We start from the raw sequence: 17528 nt of genomic DNA, 5'->3' as shown, positions 1-17528 counted from the left end.
CCCCGTGCAGCTGCCCGACTCGTTCTACCTCGGCGCCCTCGACCGCGTGGTCGAGCGGCTCGGTGCCGACGGCCACGACGGTCTCCTCGTCACCCACCCCGCCGACGTCGCCTACCTGGTGGGGTTCTGCTACGCCGTCACCGAGCGGCCGGTGTACCTGTGGATCGGCGCCGACCACGACCGCTTCGTCCTCGTCCCCGAGCTCGACCGCGAGTACGCCGAGCAGCAGCGCATCCACGCGCCGGTCCAGACCTACTTCGAGTACCCCGGCGTCACCAGTCCCGAGGAGCACCTCGCCGGGCTGCTGCGCCGCCGCGGCCTCGGCTCCGGCCGCATCGCCTACACGTCGTCGATCTCGGTGGGGACGTTCGACCGGCTGCGCGCGGTGCTGCCGGACGCCACTTGGGCGACGTCGGACGTCGTCGCCGGGCTGCGGCTGACCAAGACGCCGGAGGAGATCGAGCTGCACCGGCAGGCCGCGGAGATCTGCGACTCGATGCTGGCGGCCGGCCGCGCGTTCATCGAGGACGCCATCGCCGCTGGCGGTGAGCTGCCGCGCGAGGGCGAGATCGCCCGGCACGTCATCGGCCACGGCACCGACCTCGTCTACCAGCGCTACGAGCGCGTCGTGTTCACGACGAAGCTGGCCGGCGGCCTCGTCTACGCCGGCCCCAACGCGGCCAACCCGCACGGCCTGCCCAGCAGCCGCCGGGTCCAGGCCGGCGACACGCTCATCCTGTCGCTCGGTGCGGCCGTGCTGAGCCGGTTCGTCGAGAGCGAGCGCACCTTCGTCATCGGCGAGCCGAGCGCGGACCAGCGGCGCTACTTCGAGACCGCCCGCACCGCCCAGCACGTCGGCACCGAGGCCATGCGCGTGGGCCGCACCTGCGCCGACGTCAACGCCGAGTGCCTCGACGTCATCCGCGACGCCGGGCTGGGCGAGTACCTGCGGCACCGTCAGGGCCACGGCATCGGCGTGCAGCAGCACGAGGCGCCGTGGGTCGAGGACGGCGACCCGACGCCGCTGGCCGCCGGCATGGTGCTGTCCAGCGAGCCGGGCGTCTACGTCCCCGGCCACGGCGGCTACCGCATCTCCGACACCGTGCTGGTCACCGACGACGGCCCCGAGCGGCTCACCACCTACCCGCGCACCCTCGAGGAGAACGTGATCCCGGCATGACGACGTCCCGCACGTACACCGAGACGATCAACGGCGCGCGCCTCGTCATCGAGGAGCTCGGGCCGCAGGACGCACCCGCGATCGTCGTCCACCACGGCGCGCCGGGCCTGGGCTCGCGCGCGGAGCCGCTGCGCTCGTTCGGCCCGTTCGCCGACGCCTACCGGATCGTGACGTTCGACGCCCGCGGCTCCGGTTCGTCCTCCGACGACGGCCCGTTCACCCACGAGCAGTGGGTCGCCGACATCGAGGAGATCCGCCGCCGGTTCGACCTCGGCGACATCGTGATGGCCGGCGGCTCCTATGGCGGCTTCCTCGCGATGGAGTACACGCTGGCCCACCCCGAGCGGGTCCGGGCGCTGGTGCTGCGCGACACCGCCGCCGACACCTCGCACGACCACCTCGCCGTCGAGCGGGCCCGCGGCTTCGATGTCGTCCCCATCGACCCGTGGGCGATCGAGCGCATCGGCACCGGGAACTTCGCCGACAACACCGAGTTCGAGCGGTACTGGCGGGCCATCCTCCCGCTCTACGACCACCACTACGACCCGGAGGCGGTCGAGCGGAAGGCCGCGAACACCCAGTACCACTACGCCACGCACAACGCCGCGTTCGGCGTGAACATGCCGAAGTACGACCTCACCGGCCGGCTGCACGAGATCACCTGCCCGGTCCTCGTCACCGTCGGCCGGCACGACTGGCGCACCCCGGTGCCGGCGTCGGAGCTGATCGCCGAGCGGGTCGCCGACGGCCGGCTGGTCGTGTTCGAGCACTCCGGCCACTCCCCGCAGCTGGAGGAGCCGGAGCTGTTCCAGGCGACGGTGCGGGGGTTCCTGCGCGACGTGGGGGTCACCCCTCATGGCTGAGACGACGGTCGCCGCACCGCGCCGGCCCGCCGAGGGCGCACCGGTGCTCAGCGTGCGCGACCTGTGCGTGGAGTTCGACACCCGCGACGGCGTCCGGCCGGTGGTCCAGGACGTCAGCCTCGACGTGTACGCCGGGCGGACGCTGGCGGTGCTCGGCGAGTCGGGCTCGGGCAAGTCGGTCACGGCACGCTCGGTGATGGGCCTGATCGACCCGCCGGGCCGGATCACCGGCGGCCAGGTGCTGTTCGAGGGCAGGGACCTGGTCCGGGCCTCGGCCGAGGAACGGCGGCTGATCAGCGGCGAGCGGATCGCGATCGTGTTCCAGGACGCGCTCTCGGCGCTCAACCCGGTCTTCTCCGTCGGCGAGCAGATCGCCGAGCTGCTGCGCACCCGCCGCGGCATGAGCCGGCGTGCCGCCGCGGCGCGCGCCGTCGAGCTCATGGCGCGGGTGCGCATCCCCGCGGCGCAGCGGCGGGCCAAGGAGTACCCGCACCAGTTCTCCGGCGGCATGCGCCAGCGCGCGATGATCGCGATGGCGCTGGCCCTCGAGCCGACCGTCCTCATCGCGGACGAGCCGACCACAGCGCTCGACGTCACCGTCCAGGCCCAGATCATGGACCTGCTGCTGGACCTGCAGGACGAGACCGGCATGGGGATGATCCTCATCACCCACGACCTCGGCGTCGTGGCCGAGACCGCCGACACGCTGGCCGTCATGTACGCCGGCCGCATCGTCGAGCGCGGCCGCGTCGACGACGTGTTCGCCCGGCCCGCGCACCCGTACACCCGCGGACTGCTGCACTCGATCCCGCGCCTGGACCGCGAGGAGGAGGCGCTGTGGGCGATCCCGGGCTCGCCGCCCACCGTGCTGAACCGGGTGACCGGCTGCGCGTTCGCCGGCCGGTGCGACGTCGCCGTCGACCTGTGCACGACGTCCCGGCCGGAGCTGGCGGAGCTGCGCCCGGCCGGCCGGGCCAGTGCCTGCCACCGTCACGAGGAGGTGCTCCATGGCCGCGTCTGAGCCGGTGCTCTCGGTCGAGAACCTGACCCGGCACTTCACCGGCCGCCGCGGGCTGCCCGGACGCCCGGCGCCCGCCGTCCGCGCCGTCGACGGCGTCAGCTTCCAGCTGCACGCCGGCGAGACACTGGGCATCGTCGGCGAGTCCGGCTGCGGCAAGTCCACCCTGGCCCGGATGATCGTCGGGCTGGAGACGCCGACGTCCGGCGTGGTCCGCTTCCGCGGCACCGACGTGCACTCCGTGCGCGGCCGCCAGGCCCGCGAGCTGCGCCGTCGCGTGCAGATCGTGCTGCAGGACCCGTACACGTCGCTCAACCCGCGCCGGACCGTCCGCGAACTGCTCCGGCAGCCGTTCGAGATCCACCGCGACCTGCTGCCGCGCAAGCAGCAGGCCGCCCGGATCGCCGAGCTCGTCGAGCTGGTCGGCCTCGACCCGGACCACCTCGACCGGTACCCGTTCCAGTTCTCCGGCGGGCAGCGCCAGCGCATCGGGATCGCCCGGGCGCTCGCGCTCTCGCCCGACGTCATCGTCTGCGACGAGCCGGTCTCCGCGCTCGACGTGTCGATCCAGGCGCAGGTCGTCAACCTGTTCCAGCGGCTGCAGCGCGAGCTCGGGCTGGCCTACGTGTTCATCGCGCACGACCTGTCCGTCGTCCGGCACATCTCCGACCGCGTCGGCGTGATGTATCTGGGCAAGCTGGCCGAGCTGGGCTCGCGCCGCGACGTCTACGACAACCCGCGGCACCCGTACACGTCGGCGCTGCTCTCCGCCGTGCCGATGCCGGACCCGCAACTGCGGGGACGGCGCACCCGCCGGCTGCTCGAGGGCGACCCCCCGAGCCCGGTGGACCCGCCGTCCGGCTGCCGGTTCCGCACCCGCTGCTGGAGGGCGACCGACGAGTGCGCGACGGTCGAGCCGCTGCTCGCCGGCGACGACCGGCACCGCCAGGCCTTCGCCTGCCACCACCCGATGCCCGTCCAGGCCGATCCCGCCACCGCATGACCACGAGGAGCACAGTGACCGAGACGACCCCCGCCCCCGCGTACGACGGCTACCGCGCGTACTCGTACCTGCAGGCCGGCGTCGACTACCAGGACTTCCGGCTGGCCGCCGAGGTCGGCCGCGTCCCCGCCTACGACGGCGGGCTGACCGACGAGGAGCGGGCCCGGGTGGCCCGGCTGCTGGCCGAGAACGTCGTGATCTCGCTCCACGAGCACGCCGTCGTCCTGCCGGAGGACCCCGACGAGATCCGCCGCTACAACCGCACCGGCCGGCAGCGCACCGGGTACGAGGGGCTGGCCCACTCCGGCCTGACCGCGGTGGTCGACAACTTCATGGCCGGCGCGTCCTGCGTCACCAGCCAGCACGGCTGGAAGTGGGACGACATGATCTACGCGCTCGGCTTCCGGCTGGCCGACCTCGCCAAGCAGGACTTCGTCGTGCACGCCACGACCGTCCAGGACATCCGCGACGCCAAGGCCGCCGGCAAGGTCGCGCTCATCGCCGGGCTCGAGTGCGCCACGATGATCGAGAACGAGCTGGACCGCATCGACATGCTGTACGGCTTCGGCGTGCGCCAGCTCGGCATCGCCTACTCGCAGGCCAACATGCTGGGCTCCGGGCTGTCCGAGCGCGCCGACGCCGGCCTGACGCACTTCGGCCGGCGCGCCGTCGAGCGGATGAACAGGCTCGGCATGGCCATCGACATCTCGCACTGCGGCGACCGCACCAGCCTCGACGTCATCGAGACGTCCTCGGTGCCGGTGATGATCACCCACGCCGGGGCCCGCGCCGTCTGGCCCATTCCCCGGCTCAAGCCCGACGACGTCATCCGCGCCTGCGCCGAGCGCGGCGGGGTCATCGGCATCGAGGCGGCGCCGCACACGACGCTGTCCGAGGCGCACCCGGAGCACTCGCTGGAGTCCTTCATGGACCACTTCCAGTACTGCGTCGACCTCGTCGGCATCGACCACGTGACCTTCGGCCCGGACACGATGTTCGGCGACCACGTGGCGGTGCACCGGACCTACGCCGGCAACTACGCCCACAAGGACGAGGGGCGTCTGGAGCACCCGCTGGTCGACTACGTCGCGGGCGTGGAGAATCCGGGCGAAAGCTTCCACAACATCACCGGGTGGCTGGTGCAGCACGGTTACTCTGATGCAGACATCGCGAAGGTGCTCGGCGGCAACACCATGCGGGTGCTGGAGACGGTGTGGCGGTCCACCGATGACGACCGATGACCTCGCACAAGGGTGGTAGTCGACCATGAGGCGGGACTCCGCGGCGCAGAGCGCTCTGTTGCGGTTGCGGCACCTCATCGCGACCGAGTTCGCCCCGGGTGACCGGCTGCCGCCGGAGAAGGAGCTGGCCGAGGCGCTGGAGGTGTCGCGGACGACGGTCCGCGAGGCGCTGGTCGTCCTGGCCGCCGAGGACATCGTCACCCGGCAGTGGGGCGCGGGCACGTTCGTGAGCGAGCCGCCGAAGGTGGCGTCGCTGAACATGTCGGCGATCGAGTCCTACCGCGACCGCGTCGGCACCGGCGGCCGCACCGTCACGCTTCTCGACGCGTCCTGCGAGCTGGTGCCGCCACCGGCGGCGTCGGCGGCGGTGCTGCAGCTCGACGCCGGCGCCAAGGCCTGGCACGTGCGCCGCCTGTTCGCCGTCGACGGCTCGCCGTCGGCGCTGATGAGCGAGATCGTCCCGGCCCAGCTGTTCGGGCGGCCGATCGACCCCAGCCCGATGCTGCGCATCGAGACGTCGCTGTACGAGCTGCTGAACCGGCACACGCCGGGTGCCGCCATGCACGCGTCGACGGAGCTCGAGGCGGTCTGCGTGCGCGGCGACGACGCCCGCGCGCTCGACCTCGACGACGGCGCCCCGGTGCTGCAGGCGACCCAGACGACGTTCGCCCGCCGCGGCGAGCCGGTGGCGCACGGTGTCTCCCTCCAGCGCACCGATCTCGTGCGCATGCGCATCACCCGCTGAGCACAGCCTTGGCACGCTCCAGCGTCGTCCTTGGCACGCCGTAGCGCACCCAACGTGTCGGAAATGCCGCGTTTGCGGAGCGCCCCAGCGTGCCAAGAGTCGGCACCCGCGGCGGGCGCGCGGAGGCCGACGGCTCCCTGCGATCCACCCACTTTCCCGCTACGACAGGCGCACATCGAGCCTTGCCCATATGCTCATGCCGCCGATCTCACCGCGGGAGGACCATCGTGGCTGGACGCAGCAGGAGGAAGAAGGAGGTCGTCCGGGTCGAGTCCGCTCCGGAAGCCGCGACCGAGCGCTCCGCCGACGCACCGACCTGGACGCCGACACCCGAGGCGAAACAGCAGGCCACCAGGTTCCGGCTGATCGCCGCCGGCCTGTGGCTGCTGGCCATCGCCGGCGAGGCGTTCGCCATCTTCTGGGTGCTCCGGCAGGACCCCGTGAACATGGTCCTGCTGATCGCGCTGATCGTCGTCATCGGCGCGCTCGCCATCGGCGGCTCGCTGCTGTGGAAGAAGGCCAACCGGCTCGACCCCGCGTCGAAGAGCGAGCCGACCCGGTTCTTCGTCCAGAACCAGCTCGGCGCGATCATCACCGTCATCGCGTTCCTGCCGCTGATCGTCCTGATCCTCACCAACAAGGACATGGACGGCAGGCAGAAGGGCATCGCCGGCGGCATCGCGGTGGCCGTCGCCGCCGTCGCGGTGTACTTCGGCATCGACCTCGACTCGCCGTCGGTCGAGCAGTACTCCGAGGAGACGACCATCATCGAGGAGCTGACCGGCCAGGACCTCGTGTACTGGACGCGGTCGGGCTCGGTCTTCCACGTCTGTGCCGAGGTGCCCGACGTCAACCGCGAGTCGCAGGACGGCCGCATCTACGAGGGCACGGTCGCCGACGCCCACGCCGCCGGCAAGTCCCGACTGGTCAGCTACTGGCAGCGCGAGGCGGTCAACTACTGCGGGTACACCCAGGAACAGGTCGACGCCGTCGAGGCCGGCACCGCGGGCTCCGGCGACGACGCGACGGCACCGACTGACGAGGAGACCGCGCCGGCCGAGGACGCCGCGACGCCGTAGGTGGCGGGTGTCAGCCCGCCATCGAGAATGACGGTGTGGACGACATCGGGCGTGCTGACCAGAGCGCGACGGCCGGGCCCGGGGCGTGGTCGTCGGGGTGTCGGCATCGTCGTCACGATGTCGGTGGCCGCGAGAATCGTCACGGTGATGGCGGCGTCCCCCGCGTCGGGTGAGTCCGATGTTGCTAGGCGTCCACCTGGTGAGATTTCACGTGATTTTGAGGGCCATCACGAGGATTACCCAAGCGTCAACACCCTTGCAGCCATGGTGAAGCTCGGGTAATCCTCGTGATGTAGGCGATCCTGGATGATCATCGTTATCCACAGGCCGACAAACGGGGCGAAACGGGCGCGCCGCCCGCGGATCTGCCGGAGAGCCGTGGTCGGCACCGCGCGGGCGCCATCAGGGCGATCGCCGGATCAGCGGAGGATGCGGACCTCCCGCGGGCCGAGGGTCAGCTCCTCTCCGCTCAGCACGACCCGTCGCTCCTCGCCGCGGTGGTTGAGGACGAACGTCGCGTCGCCGCGGACGACCGCCTCGACGCCGTCGGCGCAGCGGTCGAGGACACCGGTCACCCCCGCGCCGGCGAGCAGGGCGTCGGCCACCCGGCCGAGGCCCGCGGCGTCGAAGTGCGTGCCGACGTACCACGCCGTACCGCTGCCGACACCGTTCCGGGTGAGCGCGGGCCAGCCGGCGACGTCGCCACCGGCGAACGTGGCCACGACCTCCGCGCCGCCGGCGTGGGCGAACTCGCTCCACAGCCGGCCGGTGAGCGGGCCGAGCTCACCCTCGACGGCGACGACCGGCGGCTCGGCGTCGCCCGGGCCGGCCAGCGGCGCGAACTCCTCGATGCGCACGCCCAGCGTGGCACCGAGCCGGCCGAGGTAGCCCGAGGGGTTGACGTGCAGCGACTCGTCGAGGATCCCGGACTGGAAGGTGACCGCCAGCGTCCCGCCGGAGGCCGCGAAGTCGTGCAGGCCGTCCAGCGCGGCCGCGCCGGCGGCGAAGAGGACCGGCGCCACGACGAGGCGGTAGCCGGAGAGGTCGGCGCCGGGGCGGACGAAGTCGACGGTGACGGACCGGTCCCAGAACGCGCGGTACCAGTCGGTCACGATGTCCAGGTAGTTCAGCGCCGTCGGCCGCGACGGCTGCTCGAGCGCCCAGCGGGCCTCCCAGTCGAACACGATCGCGACCCGCGCGGGCACCGGCTGCCGCTCGACCCAGCCCATGCCGCCCAGCTCGGCACCGAGCGCCTCGATCTCGCGGAAGATCCTGGTGTCCGGGCCGGCGTGCGGCACCATCGCGGAGTGGAAGGTCTCCGAGCCGCTGGCCGACTGCCGCCACTGGAAGTACATGATCCCGTCGGCTCCGCGGGCCAGCGCCTGCATGGACAACACGCGGTTGCCGCCCGGCGGCTTCGGAGCGTTGCGGGGCCGCCAGTTCACCGCGCTCGGCGCCTGCTCCATCAGCACCCACGGCCGCTCCCCCGCCAGCGACCGCATGAGGTCGCGGCCCAGCGCGGCGGTCACCGGGGAGTCCGGGTCGACGGGGTCGGGGTAGCTGTCGTCGGAGACGAAGTCGACCTCCTCCGCCCACCGCCAGTAGTCCAGCGGCCGGAACGGCCCCATGAAGTTGGTGGTGATCGGTACGCCCGGGCTCAGCTCCCGCAGGATCGCCGCCTCCGACCGGTACAGCTCCAGCAGAGCGTCGGAGCTGAAGCGGTCGAAGTCCAGCAACTGCGTCGGGTTCAGGAACGTGGGGGCGGCGCGCGGCGGCTCCACCTCGTCGAACGTCGCGTAGCGCTGCGACCAGAAGGCCGTCCCCCAGGCCTCGTTCAACGCCTCGACGGTCCCGTAACGCTCGCGCAGCCAGGCCCGGAACGCCACCGCCGCGTGCTCGCCGTAGCAGCGGCTGACGTGGCAGCCGAACTCGTTGTTCACGTGCCAGGCGATCAGTGCCGGGTGCGACCCGTACCGCTCGGCCAGCGCCCGGACCAGCCGGCCTGCCAGCCGCCGGTAGCTGGGCGAGTGCGGGCTGTAGTGCTGCCGGCTGCCGCCGCCGAGCCGCACGCCGTCGGCCCGCACCGGTGCCACGTCCGGGTAGCCGCGCAGCACCCACGGCGGCGGCGACCCGGTCGCCGTCGCCAGGTCGACGCCGATGCCGGCCGCGTGCAGCCGGCCGAGGACGTCGTCGAGCCAGTCGAACTCGAACCGGCCGTCCTCCGGTTCCAGCTGCGCCCACGAGAAGACCCCGACGGTGGCGACGGTGACGCCGGCGCGGCGCATGAGCCGCACGTCCTCGTCCCAGACCTCCCGGGGCCACTGCTCCGGGTTGTAGTCGCCGCCGAACCAGAGAGTCATCGCAGCCCTTCCGCCGAGGTCCGTGAACGTTCACGGCGACGCTACGCTGGCCCTGTCACGGGGGTCAAGGAAGGGACGGCATGGGCGGCGGCCGCATCACCATCGAGGACGTCGCGGCGGCGGCCGGCGTCTCCCGGCAGACCGTGACCCGGGCGATGAACGGCATGCCCGAGATCAGCCGGCGGACCCGCGAGCTGGTGCTGCGGACCGCCGCCGAGCTCGGCTACCGGCCCAGCCGGTTCGCCAGCAACCTGGCCGCCCGCCGGAAGACGCGCAGCATCGGGCTGGTCCTGGGCTCGCTGCGCAACCCCTACTACACCGAGCTCGCCGCGGAACTGCTGGACGTCGTCGCGCCGCGCGGCTGGCACGTGCTGATGGCCTCGCACGAGCAGGGCGACGGCGTCGAGCTGGTCGCCGCGCTCAGCGGCCAGGCCGACGCGATCGTCGGCTACCTGCCGGGCGACGAGGCGGCGCTGGTGGCCGCCGCGCGCGGCGCGCCGCTGGTCCAGATGGAGACCCCGGCCACCGTGCCGGGCATGCACGCGGTGGTCCTCGACTTCGACAGCGCGATCGAGGCGCTGCTCGACGAGCTCAGGCACCGTGGCGCGCGGCGGTTCGGCCTGATCGAGTTCGCCGGGCCGCCGGCGTCGGCCGGCACCGGCCGCTACCGGCCGACCCACCGGCGCCGGGCGTACGAGCGGTTCGCCGGGCCGGACTCCGCCGCGGCCGTCGTCGTCGCCGAGGAGTCGATCAGGGGCGGCGCCGACGGCCTCGTCCGGTTGCGGGCGGCCCACCCGGAGGTCGACACCGTGCTGGTGTTCAACGACCTCATGGCCATGGGCGCGATGCAGCAGGCCCAGCTCGACGGCATCGCCGTCCCGGACGACCTGCGCGTCGTCGGCGTCGACGGCCTCTCGCTCGGCGCCGTCATGACGCCCCCGCTGTCGACGCTGTCGATCGACCGGCACGCGCTCGCGGCGGAGGCCGCCGACATCGTCGGCACGCTGCTCGACGGCGCCGAGCCGCCGCCGCACCCGTCGATCGTCCGGACGGTGACGCCGCGGCCGCTCTGGCGCCGGTCGGCCTGACCGGCCGGCGGGCTCGGCCGCCGCCCCGGATCACTCCCAGTCGATGCCGGACAGGTCGACGTCGTACTGGGCGAGGGTCTCGCCGGTGTACGGGCCGTGGATCGACGTCTCCAGCGTGCCCTTCCGCGTGTCGACGGTGACGAGGCGGACCGGGTTCGTGGTGTTGGAGTGGAACGTCTGCAGGAACGAGTGGACGACGTTGCCGTGGACGCCGACGTCGGTGCGGTGACCGGCGATCCCGGTGTGGCCCGAGAAGACCAGCTTGATGTTGTCGTACTGGCTGATCAGCTCGTCGAAGAGGTACTGGCCGGACGTGTGGCCGTAGCCGCCGTTGGTCTGGTTGATCGATGTGTCGCCGGCGAGGTACGAGTGCGTGTTGACGATGACGTTGTGGTCAGGGTGGGCGGCGACGACCTCCTTGGCCCACTCGACGGCCTCGGCGCGCGGCCACAGCTCCAGGAGCAGAACCAGCCAGTCCCGGCCGCCGGCGCGGTACGTCGTGTAGAGGTTGTCGGACTTGCCCGGCTCGAACGTGCCGCCGACCTGCGCGAACCGCTCCGGCGGGAAGACCGCGTTGAACTCCTCGGTGTGCATGACCAGTTTGCGGGTGTCGCACTCCTCCGGCGAGAAGCGGATCGCGCACTCGGGGTTCTGCGCGTACGCCGAGCCGCCGTAGCCGTCGACGCCGTTCCAGCCGACGGCGCGGGTGTCGTGGTTCCCGATCGCGATCGTGTAGGGAATCCCCGCCTGCTCCAGCGGCCGCATTCCGTCCGAGGCGATCGCGTACTGGCTCGGCACCAACCAGCCCCAGTTGGTGAGGTCGCCGATGTGCAGGACGAACCTGAGGTCGAACCGGGCGCGGTTGTCCGCGAGGCACTGCATCCGGTTCAGGAACCGCGTGTCCTCCACGTCCAGCACCTCCTGCTGGGTGTCGGGGACGACGGCGAAGGTGAACGCCGGGTCCTGCGACCCGGCCTTGCCGTCGAGGGCCTCGTTGTCGGAGGCGCCGGCGGAGGCCGTGCCGAGAAGGGCGAGCGCCGAGGTCAGCGCGAACGCGGAGATCGTGGACAGCGCCGGGCGGGTACGCATGGTGGACTCCCTGCATCGGTCGAGGTGCTCCGGGCGAGCCGCACCACCGTCCCGTGCCGGGGGAACCGGAGGCGTCCGATCACGGGAAGCCCGGCAGACGTCCCGATGAACTCTTGCCGCGGCGTCCACGCGCACGGCGGGCCGGCGACCCGGTGGTCACCGACCCGCCGCCGGCGGTCGGCCGGGGTCAGCCCTCGCGCGGGACGTCGCCGCGCCAGGCGCCGGAGGCGAGGCCGCGTTCCTCGATGAACTGCTTGAAGTTCTCCATGTCACGCTCGGCGGCCCTGGAGACGACGCCCGTCTTCTCGGCGACGGTCTCGGCCATGCCCTCGGGCTCCATCTCCAGCTGCAGCGTCACGCGCGTGTGGTCGGCGTCGAGCTTGTGGAACGTCACGACGCCGGCCTGGTCGGTGCCGCCCGTCGAGCGCCAGGCGATGCGCTCGTCGGGGTGCTGCTCGGTGATCTCGGCATCGAACTCCCGCGCCACGCCGGCGATCTTCACCTTCCAGTGCAGGTGCCGGTCGTCGAGCTGGCGGACCGACTCGACGTCGTCCATGAACTTCGGGAACTCCTCGAACTGCGTCCACTGGTTGTACGCGGTCGTGATCGGGACGTGCACGTCGACCGACTTCGTCGCGGTGCTCATCGGTGCTCCTCTCGGGTCGTCGGTTTCGTCCTTCGCTCGGCCCATACCCCTGGTCGCAGGCGGCATTCGGCCGTGTGCTCCGGGCGCGAACGGGGTATGGAGCAGGCGCACGGAGGGGGTGGCGGTGCGACTGCGACGATGGGATCCGACCGGCCCGGCGATCCTGCGGCGCCGCCGGGGCCGCGGCTTCGGCTACGTCGGCGTCGACGGCGAGCCGCTGGCCGACGACGAGACGCTGGCCCGCATCAGGGCCCTGGTGATCCCGCCGGCCTGGAAGGACGTGCGGATCTGCCCGTGGCCGAACGGTCACCTGCAGGCCGTCGGCACCGACGATGCCGGGCGGCGGCAGTACCTGTACCACGAGTCCTGGCGGGTGCGGCGCGACCGGGAGAAGTTCGCCAGGATCCGCGAGTTCGGCGAGGCGCTGCCGAAGGCGCGCGTCCGCATCGCCGACGACCTCGCCACCCGCGGGCTGAACCGCCGCCGCGTCCTCGCCACCGCGGCCCGGCTGCTCGACATCGGGTTCTTCCGCATCGGCAGCGAGGCCTACGCGCAGGAGAACGGCTCGCACGGCCTCGCCACCGTCCTCCGCTCGCACGTGAGCATCGCCCGGGGCGGGAACGTCGTGTTCGAGTACCCGGCCAAGTCCGGCCAGGAGCGGGTCCAGGCGGTCGCCGACGAGGACGTCGTCGCGGTGGTGCGGGCGCTGATGCGCCGCCGCGAGCCGGACCAGACGCTGCTCGCCTACTACGAGGGCGGCGCGTGGCACGACGTCCGATCGCCGGAGATCAACGACTACCTGCACGAGATCTGCGGCGACGGCAACAGCGCCAAGGACTTCCGCACCTGGCACGGCACCGTGCTCGCCGCGGTCGCGCTGGCGACGGCGTCGGACGACCCGGCCGCGCTCAGCCGGACCGCCCGCCGACGGGCGGAGGCGCGCGCGATCAAGGAGGTCGCCGAGTATCTCGGCAACACCCCGGCGGTCTGCCGGTCGGCCTACGTCGACCCCGCGGTGATCCAGGCGTTCGAGCAGGGCGTCACCATCCGGCCCCTGCTGGAGCGGCTCGGCACCGACGACGTGCTGGTCGGCGAGGAGGACCGCGAACGCGTCGAGCGCGCCGTCCTCGACCTCCTCGACGAGGTGGGCTGACGGCGGCGCATCAGCCGCGGCCGGGGACGAACTCCTGCGCCTTGCTCTTCACGCCCTGCACCAGCACCCGCCAGGCGTTCGGGTCGCCCTTGAGCAGTGCCTCCGTGGTGTCCTTGAGCTGCTCGAACGTCGCGTGCGGCGGGATCGGCGGCACCTCGGGGTCGCACCGGACGTCCAGCAGGACCGGACCGTCCGCCGTCAGCGCGCGGTCCCACGCGTCGCCGACCTGGTCCGGGGAGTCGACCGTGATCGCGTCGAGCCCGAAGGAGCGCGCCACCGCCGCGTAGTCGACGTCGGGGAGGCTCTGCGACTGCTCGAACTTGGGCGCCCCGCCCATCGCCCGCAGCTCCCACGTCACCTGGTTGAGGTCGTTGTTGTGGAACACGCAGACGACGAGCCGGCGGTCGGCCCAGCGGTCCTGGTAGCGAGCGATCGTCAGCAGCTCGGCCAGCCCGTTCATCTGCATCGCGCCGTCGCCGGCCAGCGCGACGACCGGCCGGTCGGGGTGGGCGAACTTCGCGCCGATCGCGTACGGCACACCGGCGCCCATCGTCGCCAGCGTGCCGGACAGCGAGCCGCGCATCGTCCCCCGCATCCGCAGCAGCCGCGCGTACCAGTTCGTCGACGAGCCGGAGTCGGCCGTGACGATCGCGTCATCGGGGATCCGCAGCGACAGCTCGTGCACGATCCGCATCGGGTTGACGGGCTTCGCGTCGACCATCGCCTGCCGCTCGACCGTCTCCCACCAGTCGGCGACCGTCTGCTCGACCCGCGTGCGCCACGAGCGGTCGGCCACCGGCCGGAGCAGCGGCAGCAACGCCCGCAGCGTCGCGGCCGCGTCGCCGACGAGGTTGACCTCCGTTGGGTAGCGCATGCCGGCCATCCGCCCGTCGAGGTCGATCTGGACCGCACGGGCCTGGCCGAAGCCGGGCAGGAACTGGGTGTACGGGAAGCTGGAGCCGACGATGAGCAGCGTGTCGCAGTCGCGCATCAGCTCGTAGCTGGCCCGGGTGCCGAGCAGCCCGATCGCCCCGGTGACGTACGGCAGGTCGTCGGAGAGCACGTCCTTGCCGAGCAGCGCCTTCGCCACGCCGGCCCCGGTCGTCTCGGCCACCCGCATGACCTCGTCCGCGGCTCCGCGGGCGCCCTGGCCGACGAGCATCGCCACCTTCGAGCCCGCGTTGAGGACGGCGGCCGCCGCCTCGAGCTGCTCCTGGGCCGGGACGACGACGGACGACGGCGCGTCCGGCGGGCCGGACGGCACCTGCCGGAACACATGGCCCGGGGCGCGGTACTCCAGCTCCTGCACGTCGGCCGGGACGATGATCGCCGTCGGCGCCCGCCGGGCCAGCGCCGTCCGGAACGCCCGGTCGACGGCGTTCGGCAGCTGCTCGGGGACGTTCACCTCGGTCAGGTACTCGCCGGCGACGTCCTTGAACAGCGCCTGCAGGTCGACCTCCTGCTGGTAGTGCCCGCCCATCGCCGCGCGGTCGGTCTGCCCGGCGATCGCCACCACCGGCACGTGGTCGAGCTTGGCGTCGTAGAGGCCGTTGAGCAGATGGATGGCGCCCGGCCCGGAGGTGGCGAGGCAGACGCCGGGCCGGCCGCTGAACTTGGCGTACCCCACGGCCTGGAACGCCGACATCTCCTCGTGCCGCGACTGGACGAATCGCGGGTGGTCGTCGGCCTCCCCGAACGCCGCGACGATCCCGTTGATGCCGTCGCCCGGATAGCCGAAGACCTGCTCGACCCCCCACTCGCGCAACCGCCCCAGCAACCGGGCCGCCACCGTCTCGGCCATGGGTACCTCCTCACGTGCTGGGCTCGGGGTTGATGGCCGCCTCGTCGCCCTGCTCGGGGCCGACCTCGCCGGCGCCGACCCGCTCGTGGATATTGTCGATCTTGCGCTCGATCCGCTCGAGGTCCTCGGCGTCGGCCTGGAACAACAGGTGCTTCGCGGCGAGGAGCAGCACGGCCTGGAAGACCAGCTGCAGCCACTCGCTCTGCCAGTTCTCGAACGTCGAGGCGAAGAACGACGCCAGGTAGTCGGACCAGGTGAACGGCTCGCCGTGGGTCTGCTGCTCGCTGCGGAACTCCGACAGCTGGGTGAAGAACTGCCCCAGCCACGAACCGAGGAACAACAGGATCAGGACGTACACCGCGCCCCAGCGCCGCAGGTTCCGCATCATGGTCTCCTTCGAACGACCGGCCTCAGTCGGGCCGGACCTCCTCGCGCAGCTCCTCCTTGGACATCGATCCGGTGTGCTCCACACCGAGGTTGCGCGCCTGCTGGGCCAGCTCCTCGCGGGTGGCCTCGTCCGGCCGCTCGCCCAGGTGCTCGGCGCGCGCGGCGAGGAACGCCTCGCCCAGCTCGGCCCGGCGCTCGTCGCTGAGCCGCTGCCGCATGCCCGGCAGGACGGTGCTCTCCTCCTCCTCGACGTGGTGGCCGACCGAGTCGACCAGTTCCTGCAGCACCGACTCGTACTGCGGGTCGTTCGCGTCCATGGCCGCGAGCCGCTCGAGGATCGCCTCGGCCTCCGCGTGCTCCTCCTGGCTGTGCGCGACCTCCTCGGTCTCTCCGGCCTCGTCCCGCGCGACGGGATACACCTCGGCCTCCTCGGCCCGGCTGTGCGCGACCAGCAGCGCCATCACCTCGGCGACGGCCAGGTCCCGCTGCCCCGGGTCGGTGCGCAGCAGCTCGAAGAGCCGCTCGATCTCCCGATGGTCCTTCTCGATCAGATCGACCACGTCACGGCTGTCGGTCATGCGTTCCACCCTTCGGTCACGCCGTTCGGACGGCCCGGGACGTACCCCGCGAGCGCCGGCCGCATGCCTGGGACCTGCTCGGCTGGGTACGTCCGCCCTACACCGACGACCGGGAGGATCGATGACGAGCACCTTCGCGCAGTGGACGCTGGACGTCCGGGACGTGGACCTGATGGCGCGGTTCTGGTCCGCCGCGCTGGGTTACCGGATCGACGACGACGGCACCCACCTGCGGCCGCCGGACGGCGCGCCCGCGGGTGCGCTCTCCGTCTGGCTGCAGGCCAGCGCCGGTCCCAAGCACGAGAAGAACCGCAACCACCCGGACCTCGTCGCGGCCGACGGCACGGCGGAGGCAGAGGTCGAGCGGCTGCTGGGGCTCGGCGCCACCCGCGCCGACGTCGGCCAGACCGGCCGCGAGGGGTTCACCGTCCTGGCCGACCCCGAGGGCAACGAGTTCTGCGTCCTGCACCGCCGGTCGTCGTGACCGGCGGTGCTCAGTCGCCCAGCAGCGTGCCGAGCGGGCCGAGGTCGAGGTCGAGGTCGCGGATGGTCAGCCCGTACCGCCCGCGCAGCTCCGCCATCGCGGTGTCCAGCCGCAGCAGCGCCTGGCCGAGCGCCTCGACCTGCTCGTCGCTGAGATCGCCCTCGTCGACGCGCCGCAGGGCCTGCCGCTCCATCAGCTGGCGGATCAGCTCGATGACGGTGAGGACGAGCTTGAACAGGTCGCGCTCGACGGAGTCCGCGTCGGCGTCGACGCGGTTCGGCAGGACGCGCACCGGCTGGGTCATCGTCGCTCCTCCGCCCGGATCGACCGGATCAGCGCATGCAGCCGGACCTCCACCAGGTCGACACCGGCCAGCGAGATGGTGATGTCGCCGGACAGGACGACGCCCGTGCCGAGCAGCCGGTCGAGCAGGTCGACCAGCGCGATCTGCGCCCCGTCGGGCCGGACCGGGGTGAGCGTCACGGCTCGTCCATCGTGACGAAGGAGTAGGCCGGCCACGGGCCGGCCAGCTCGAACCGGCAGTCCGCGTACCGGTCCCGCAGCCCCTCGACCGCCGCGGCGAACGCGTCCGCACCGTCGACCGGGACCAGGTAGGCGCCATTGAGGCACATCGGGGTGGCGCCGCCGGCCAGCCGCTGGTCCTGCACCGCGAGCCGGCGCGCGTCGTCGGCGAGCTCGGCCAGTTCCTCGTGCACCTGCCCGGCGACCGCCGTCGCCCGGGCCAGCGCGTCGTCGCGGGCGGTCGCGGCGGCCCGGCGGCGGAGCAGGTAGGCCGCGCCGGAGCCCGGCGCC

The 17528-nt window shown here is 72.5% G+C and carries 19 protein-coding genes; 10 read left to right on the top strand and 9 right to left on the bottom strand.

Going from position 1 to position 17528, the window contains the following annotated elements:
- Positions 1–4 precede the first annotated feature (4 nt).
- The 7 genes from DY240_RS30315 (at position 5) to DY240_RS30285 (ending at position 7129) form a co-directional block, all read left to right on the top strand.
- Entirely contained in the window at positions 5–1180 is a 1176-nt protein-coding gene (locus DY240_RS30315) for a M24 family metallopeptidase (protein ID WP_119663370.1), read from the top strand.
- Complete coding sequence (locus DY240_RS30310; RefSeq protein WP_119663369.1) at positions 1177–2043, top strand: alpha/beta fold hydrolase; 867 nt, start codon at positions 1177–1179, stop codon at positions 2041–2043. Before DY240_RS30315 ends, DY240_RS30310 begins: the two co-directional genes overlap by 4 nt.
- On the top strand, positions 2036–3064 hold the full coding sequence (locus DY240_RS30305; RefSeq protein ID WP_119663368.1) for an ABC transporter ATP-binding protein: 1029 nt from the start codon (positions 2036–2038) through the stop codon (positions 3062–3064). Before DY240_RS30310 ends, DY240_RS30305 begins: the two co-directional genes overlap by 8 nt.
- On the top strand, positions 3051–4064 hold the full coding sequence (locus DY240_RS30300; RefSeq protein WP_119663367.1) for an ABC transporter ATP-binding protein: 1014 nt from the start codon (positions 3051–3053) through the stop codon (positions 4062–4064). Before DY240_RS30305 ends, DY240_RS30300 begins: the two co-directional genes overlap by 14 nt.
- Positions 4061–5305 carry a dipeptidase gene (locus DY240_RS30295; protein WP_119663366.1) on the top strand — a complete coding sequence of 415 codons (1245 nt, stop codon included), beginning with the start codon at positions 4061–4063 and terminating at the stop codon, positions 5303–5305. Before DY240_RS30300 ends, DY240_RS30295 begins: the two co-directional genes overlap by 4 nt.
- A 25-nt stretch (positions 5306–5330) precedes the next feature.
- Complete coding sequence (locus tag DY240_RS30290; RefSeq protein WP_119663365.1) at positions 5331–6050, top strand: GntR family transcriptional regulator; 720 nt, start codon at positions 5331–5333, stop codon at positions 6048–6050.
- Between the two features lie 227 nt (positions 6051–6277).
- Complete coding sequence (locus DY240_RS30285) at positions 6278–7129, top strand: hypothetical protein (RefSeq protein ID WP_119663364.1); 852 nt, start codon at positions 6278–6280, stop codon at positions 7127–7129.
- Between the two features lie 419 nt (positions 7130–7548).
- Here the strand turns inward: DY240_RS30285 and DY240_RS30280 are convergent, their stop codons facing one another.
- A complete protein-coding gene (locus tag DY240_RS30280) occupies positions 7549–9489 on the bottom strand; it encodes a beta-galactosidase (RefSeq protein WP_119663363.1) in 1941 nt (646 codons plus the stop codon).
- An 80-nt stretch (positions 9490–9569) separates the two neighbouring features.
- Between DY240_RS30280 and DY240_RS30275 the strand changes: the two genes are divergently transcribed.
- Positions 9570–10577 (top strand): LacI family DNA-binding transcriptional regulator, encoded by a 1008-nt coding sequence (locus tag DY240_RS30275; protein WP_119663362.1) that lies wholly within the window; start codon positions 9570–9572, stop codon positions 10575–10577.
- Positions 10578–10607: 30 nt separating this feature from the next.
- Here DY240_RS30275 and DY240_RS30270 read toward each other — a convergent pair whose 3' ends face one another.
- Both DY240_RS30270 and DY240_RS30265 read right to left on the bottom strand, forming a co-directional pair.
- On the bottom strand, positions 10608–11666 hold the full coding sequence (locus tag DY240_RS30270; protein WP_119663361.1) for a metallophosphoesterase: 1059 nt from the start codon (positions 11664–11666) through the stop codon (positions 10608–10610).
- Positions 11667–11853: 187 nt separating this feature from the next.
- Positions 11854–12312: an SRPBCC family protein gene (locus DY240_RS30265; RefSeq protein WP_119663387.1), complete on the bottom strand. Its 459-nt coding sequence runs from the start codon at positions 12310–12312 to the stop codon at positions 11854–11856.
- Positions 12313–12436: 124 nt separating this feature from the next.
- On the opposite strand from DY240_RS30265, the gene DY240_RS30260 reads away from it, so the two are divergent.
- Positions 12437–13465 (top strand): DNA topoisomerase IB, encoded by a 1029-nt coding sequence (locus tag DY240_RS30260; RefSeq protein WP_199702761.1) that lies wholly within the window; start codon positions 12437–12439, stop codon positions 13463–13465.
- A gap of 10 nt (positions 13466–13475) precedes the next feature.
- On the opposite strand, the gene DY240_RS30255 is transcribed toward DY240_RS30260, so the two are convergent.
- The 3 genes from DY240_RS30255 to DY240_RS30245 are packed head-to-tail and all read right to left on the bottom strand — an operon-like array spanning position 13476 to position 16231.
- Entirely contained in the window at positions 13476–15266 is a 1791-nt protein-coding gene (locus DY240_RS30255; protein ID WP_119663360.1) for a thiamine pyrophosphate-requiring protein, read from the bottom strand.
- Positions 15267–15276: 10 nt separating this feature from the next.
- Complete coding sequence (locus DY240_RS30250; RefSeq protein WP_199702759.1) at positions 15277–15651, bottom strand: DUF6766 family protein; 375 nt, start codon at positions 15649–15651, stop codon at positions 15277–15279.
- Between the two features lie 25 nt (positions 15652–15676).
- Positions 15677–16231 (bottom strand): hemerythrin domain-containing protein, encoded by a 555-nt coding sequence (locus DY240_RS30245; protein WP_119663359.1) that lies wholly within the window; start codon positions 16229–16231, stop codon positions 15677–15679.
- Positions 16232–16352: 121 nt separating this feature from the next.
- On the opposite strand from DY240_RS30245, the gene DY240_RS30240 reads away from it, so the two are divergent.
- A complete protein-coding gene (locus DY240_RS30240; protein WP_119663358.1) occupies positions 16353–16715 on the top strand; it encodes a VOC family protein in 363 nt (120 codons plus the stop codon).
- Positions 16716–16725: 10 nt separating this feature from the next.
- Here the strand turns inward: DY240_RS30240 and DY240_RS30235 are convergent, their stop codons facing one another.
- The 3 genes from DY240_RS30235 to DY240_RS30225 all read right to left on the bottom strand — a co-directional run.
- The gene (locus DY240_RS30235) at positions 16726–17019 is read right to left on the bottom strand and encodes a gas vesicle protein K (protein ID WP_119663357.1); all 294 of its coding nucleotides are present in this window, start codon (positions 17017–17019) and stop codon (positions 16726–16728) included.
- Positions 17016–17198 carry a gas vesicle protein gene (locus tag DY240_RS30230; protein ID WP_233552930.1) on the bottom strand — a complete coding sequence of 61 codons (183 nt, stop codon included), beginning with the start codon at positions 17196–17198 and terminating at the stop codon, positions 17016–17018. The genes DY240_RS30235 and DY240_RS30230 overlap by 4 nt, the downstream gene beginning before the upstream one ends.
- The coding region (locus DY240_RS30225; protein WP_199702757.1) for a GvpL/GvpF family gas vesicle protein at positions 17195–17528 on the bottom strand (334 nt) is incomplete at its 5' end. The genes DY240_RS30230 and DY240_RS30225, both read right to left, overlap by 4 nt.

Source organism: Jiangella rhizosphaerae, assembly GCF_003579925.1.
In the GTDB taxonomy this organism is placed as follows: Bacteria; Actinomycetota; Actinomycetes; order Jiangellales; family Jiangellaceae; genus Jiangella; species Jiangella rhizosphaerae.
This window is presented reverse-complemented; position numbering and strand designations above follow the sequence as displayed.

Coding starts and splice junctions, on each gene's coding strand:
- DY240_RS30295 (WP_119663366.1), top strand. CDS start 4,061: ATGACCACGAGGAGCACAGTGACCGAGACGACCCCCGCCCCCGCGTAC.
- DY240_RS30290 (WP_119663365.1), top strand. CDS start 5,331: ATGAGGCGGGACTCCGCGGCGCAGAGCGCTCTGTTGCGGTTGCGGCAC.
- DY240_RS30310 (WP_119663369.1), top strand. CDS start 1,177: ATGACGACGTCCCGCACGTACACCGAGACGATCAACGGCGCGCGCCTC.
- DY240_RS30235 (WP_119663357.1), bottom strand. CDS start 17,019: ATGACCCAGCCGGTGCGCGTCCTGCCGAACCGCGTCGACGCCGACGCG.
- DY240_RS30250 (WP_199702759.1), bottom strand. CDS start 15,651: ATGCGGAACCTGCGGCGCTGGGGCGCGGTGTACGTCCTGATCCTGTTG.
- DY240_RS30255 (WP_119663360.1), bottom strand. CDS start 15,266: ATGGCCGAGACGGTGGCGGCCCGGTTGCTGGGGCGGTTGCGCGAGTGG.
- DY240_RS30245 (WP_119663359.1), bottom strand. CDS start 16,231: ATGACCGACAGCCGTGACGTGGTCGATCTGATCGAGAAGGACCATCGG.
- DY240_RS30240 (WP_119663358.1), top strand. CDS start 16,353: ATGACGAGCACCTTCGCGCAGTGGACGCTGGACGTCCGGGACGTGGAC.
- DY240_RS30280 (WP_119663363.1), bottom strand. CDS start 9,489: ATGACTCTCTGGTTCGGCGGCGACTACAACCCGGAGCAGTGGCCCCGG.
- DY240_RS30300 (WP_119663367.1), top strand. CDS start 3,051: ATGGCCGCGTCTGAGCCGGTGCTCTCGGTCGAGAACCTGACCCGGCAC.
- DY240_RS30270 (WP_119663361.1), bottom strand. CDS start 11,666: ATGCGTACCCGCCCGGCGCTGTCCACGATCTCCGCGTTCGCGCTGACC.
- DY240_RS30275 (WP_119663362.1), top strand. CDS start 9,570: ATGGGCGGCGGCCGCATCACCATCGAGGACGTCGCGGCGGCGGCCGGC.
- DY240_RS30305 (WP_119663368.1), top strand. CDS start 2,036: ATGGCTGAGACGACGGTCGCCGCACCGCGCCGGCCCGCCGAGGGCGCA.
- DY240_RS30265 (WP_119663387.1), bottom strand. CDS start 12,312: ATGAGCACCGCGACGAAGTCGGTCGACGTGCACGTCCCGATCACGACC.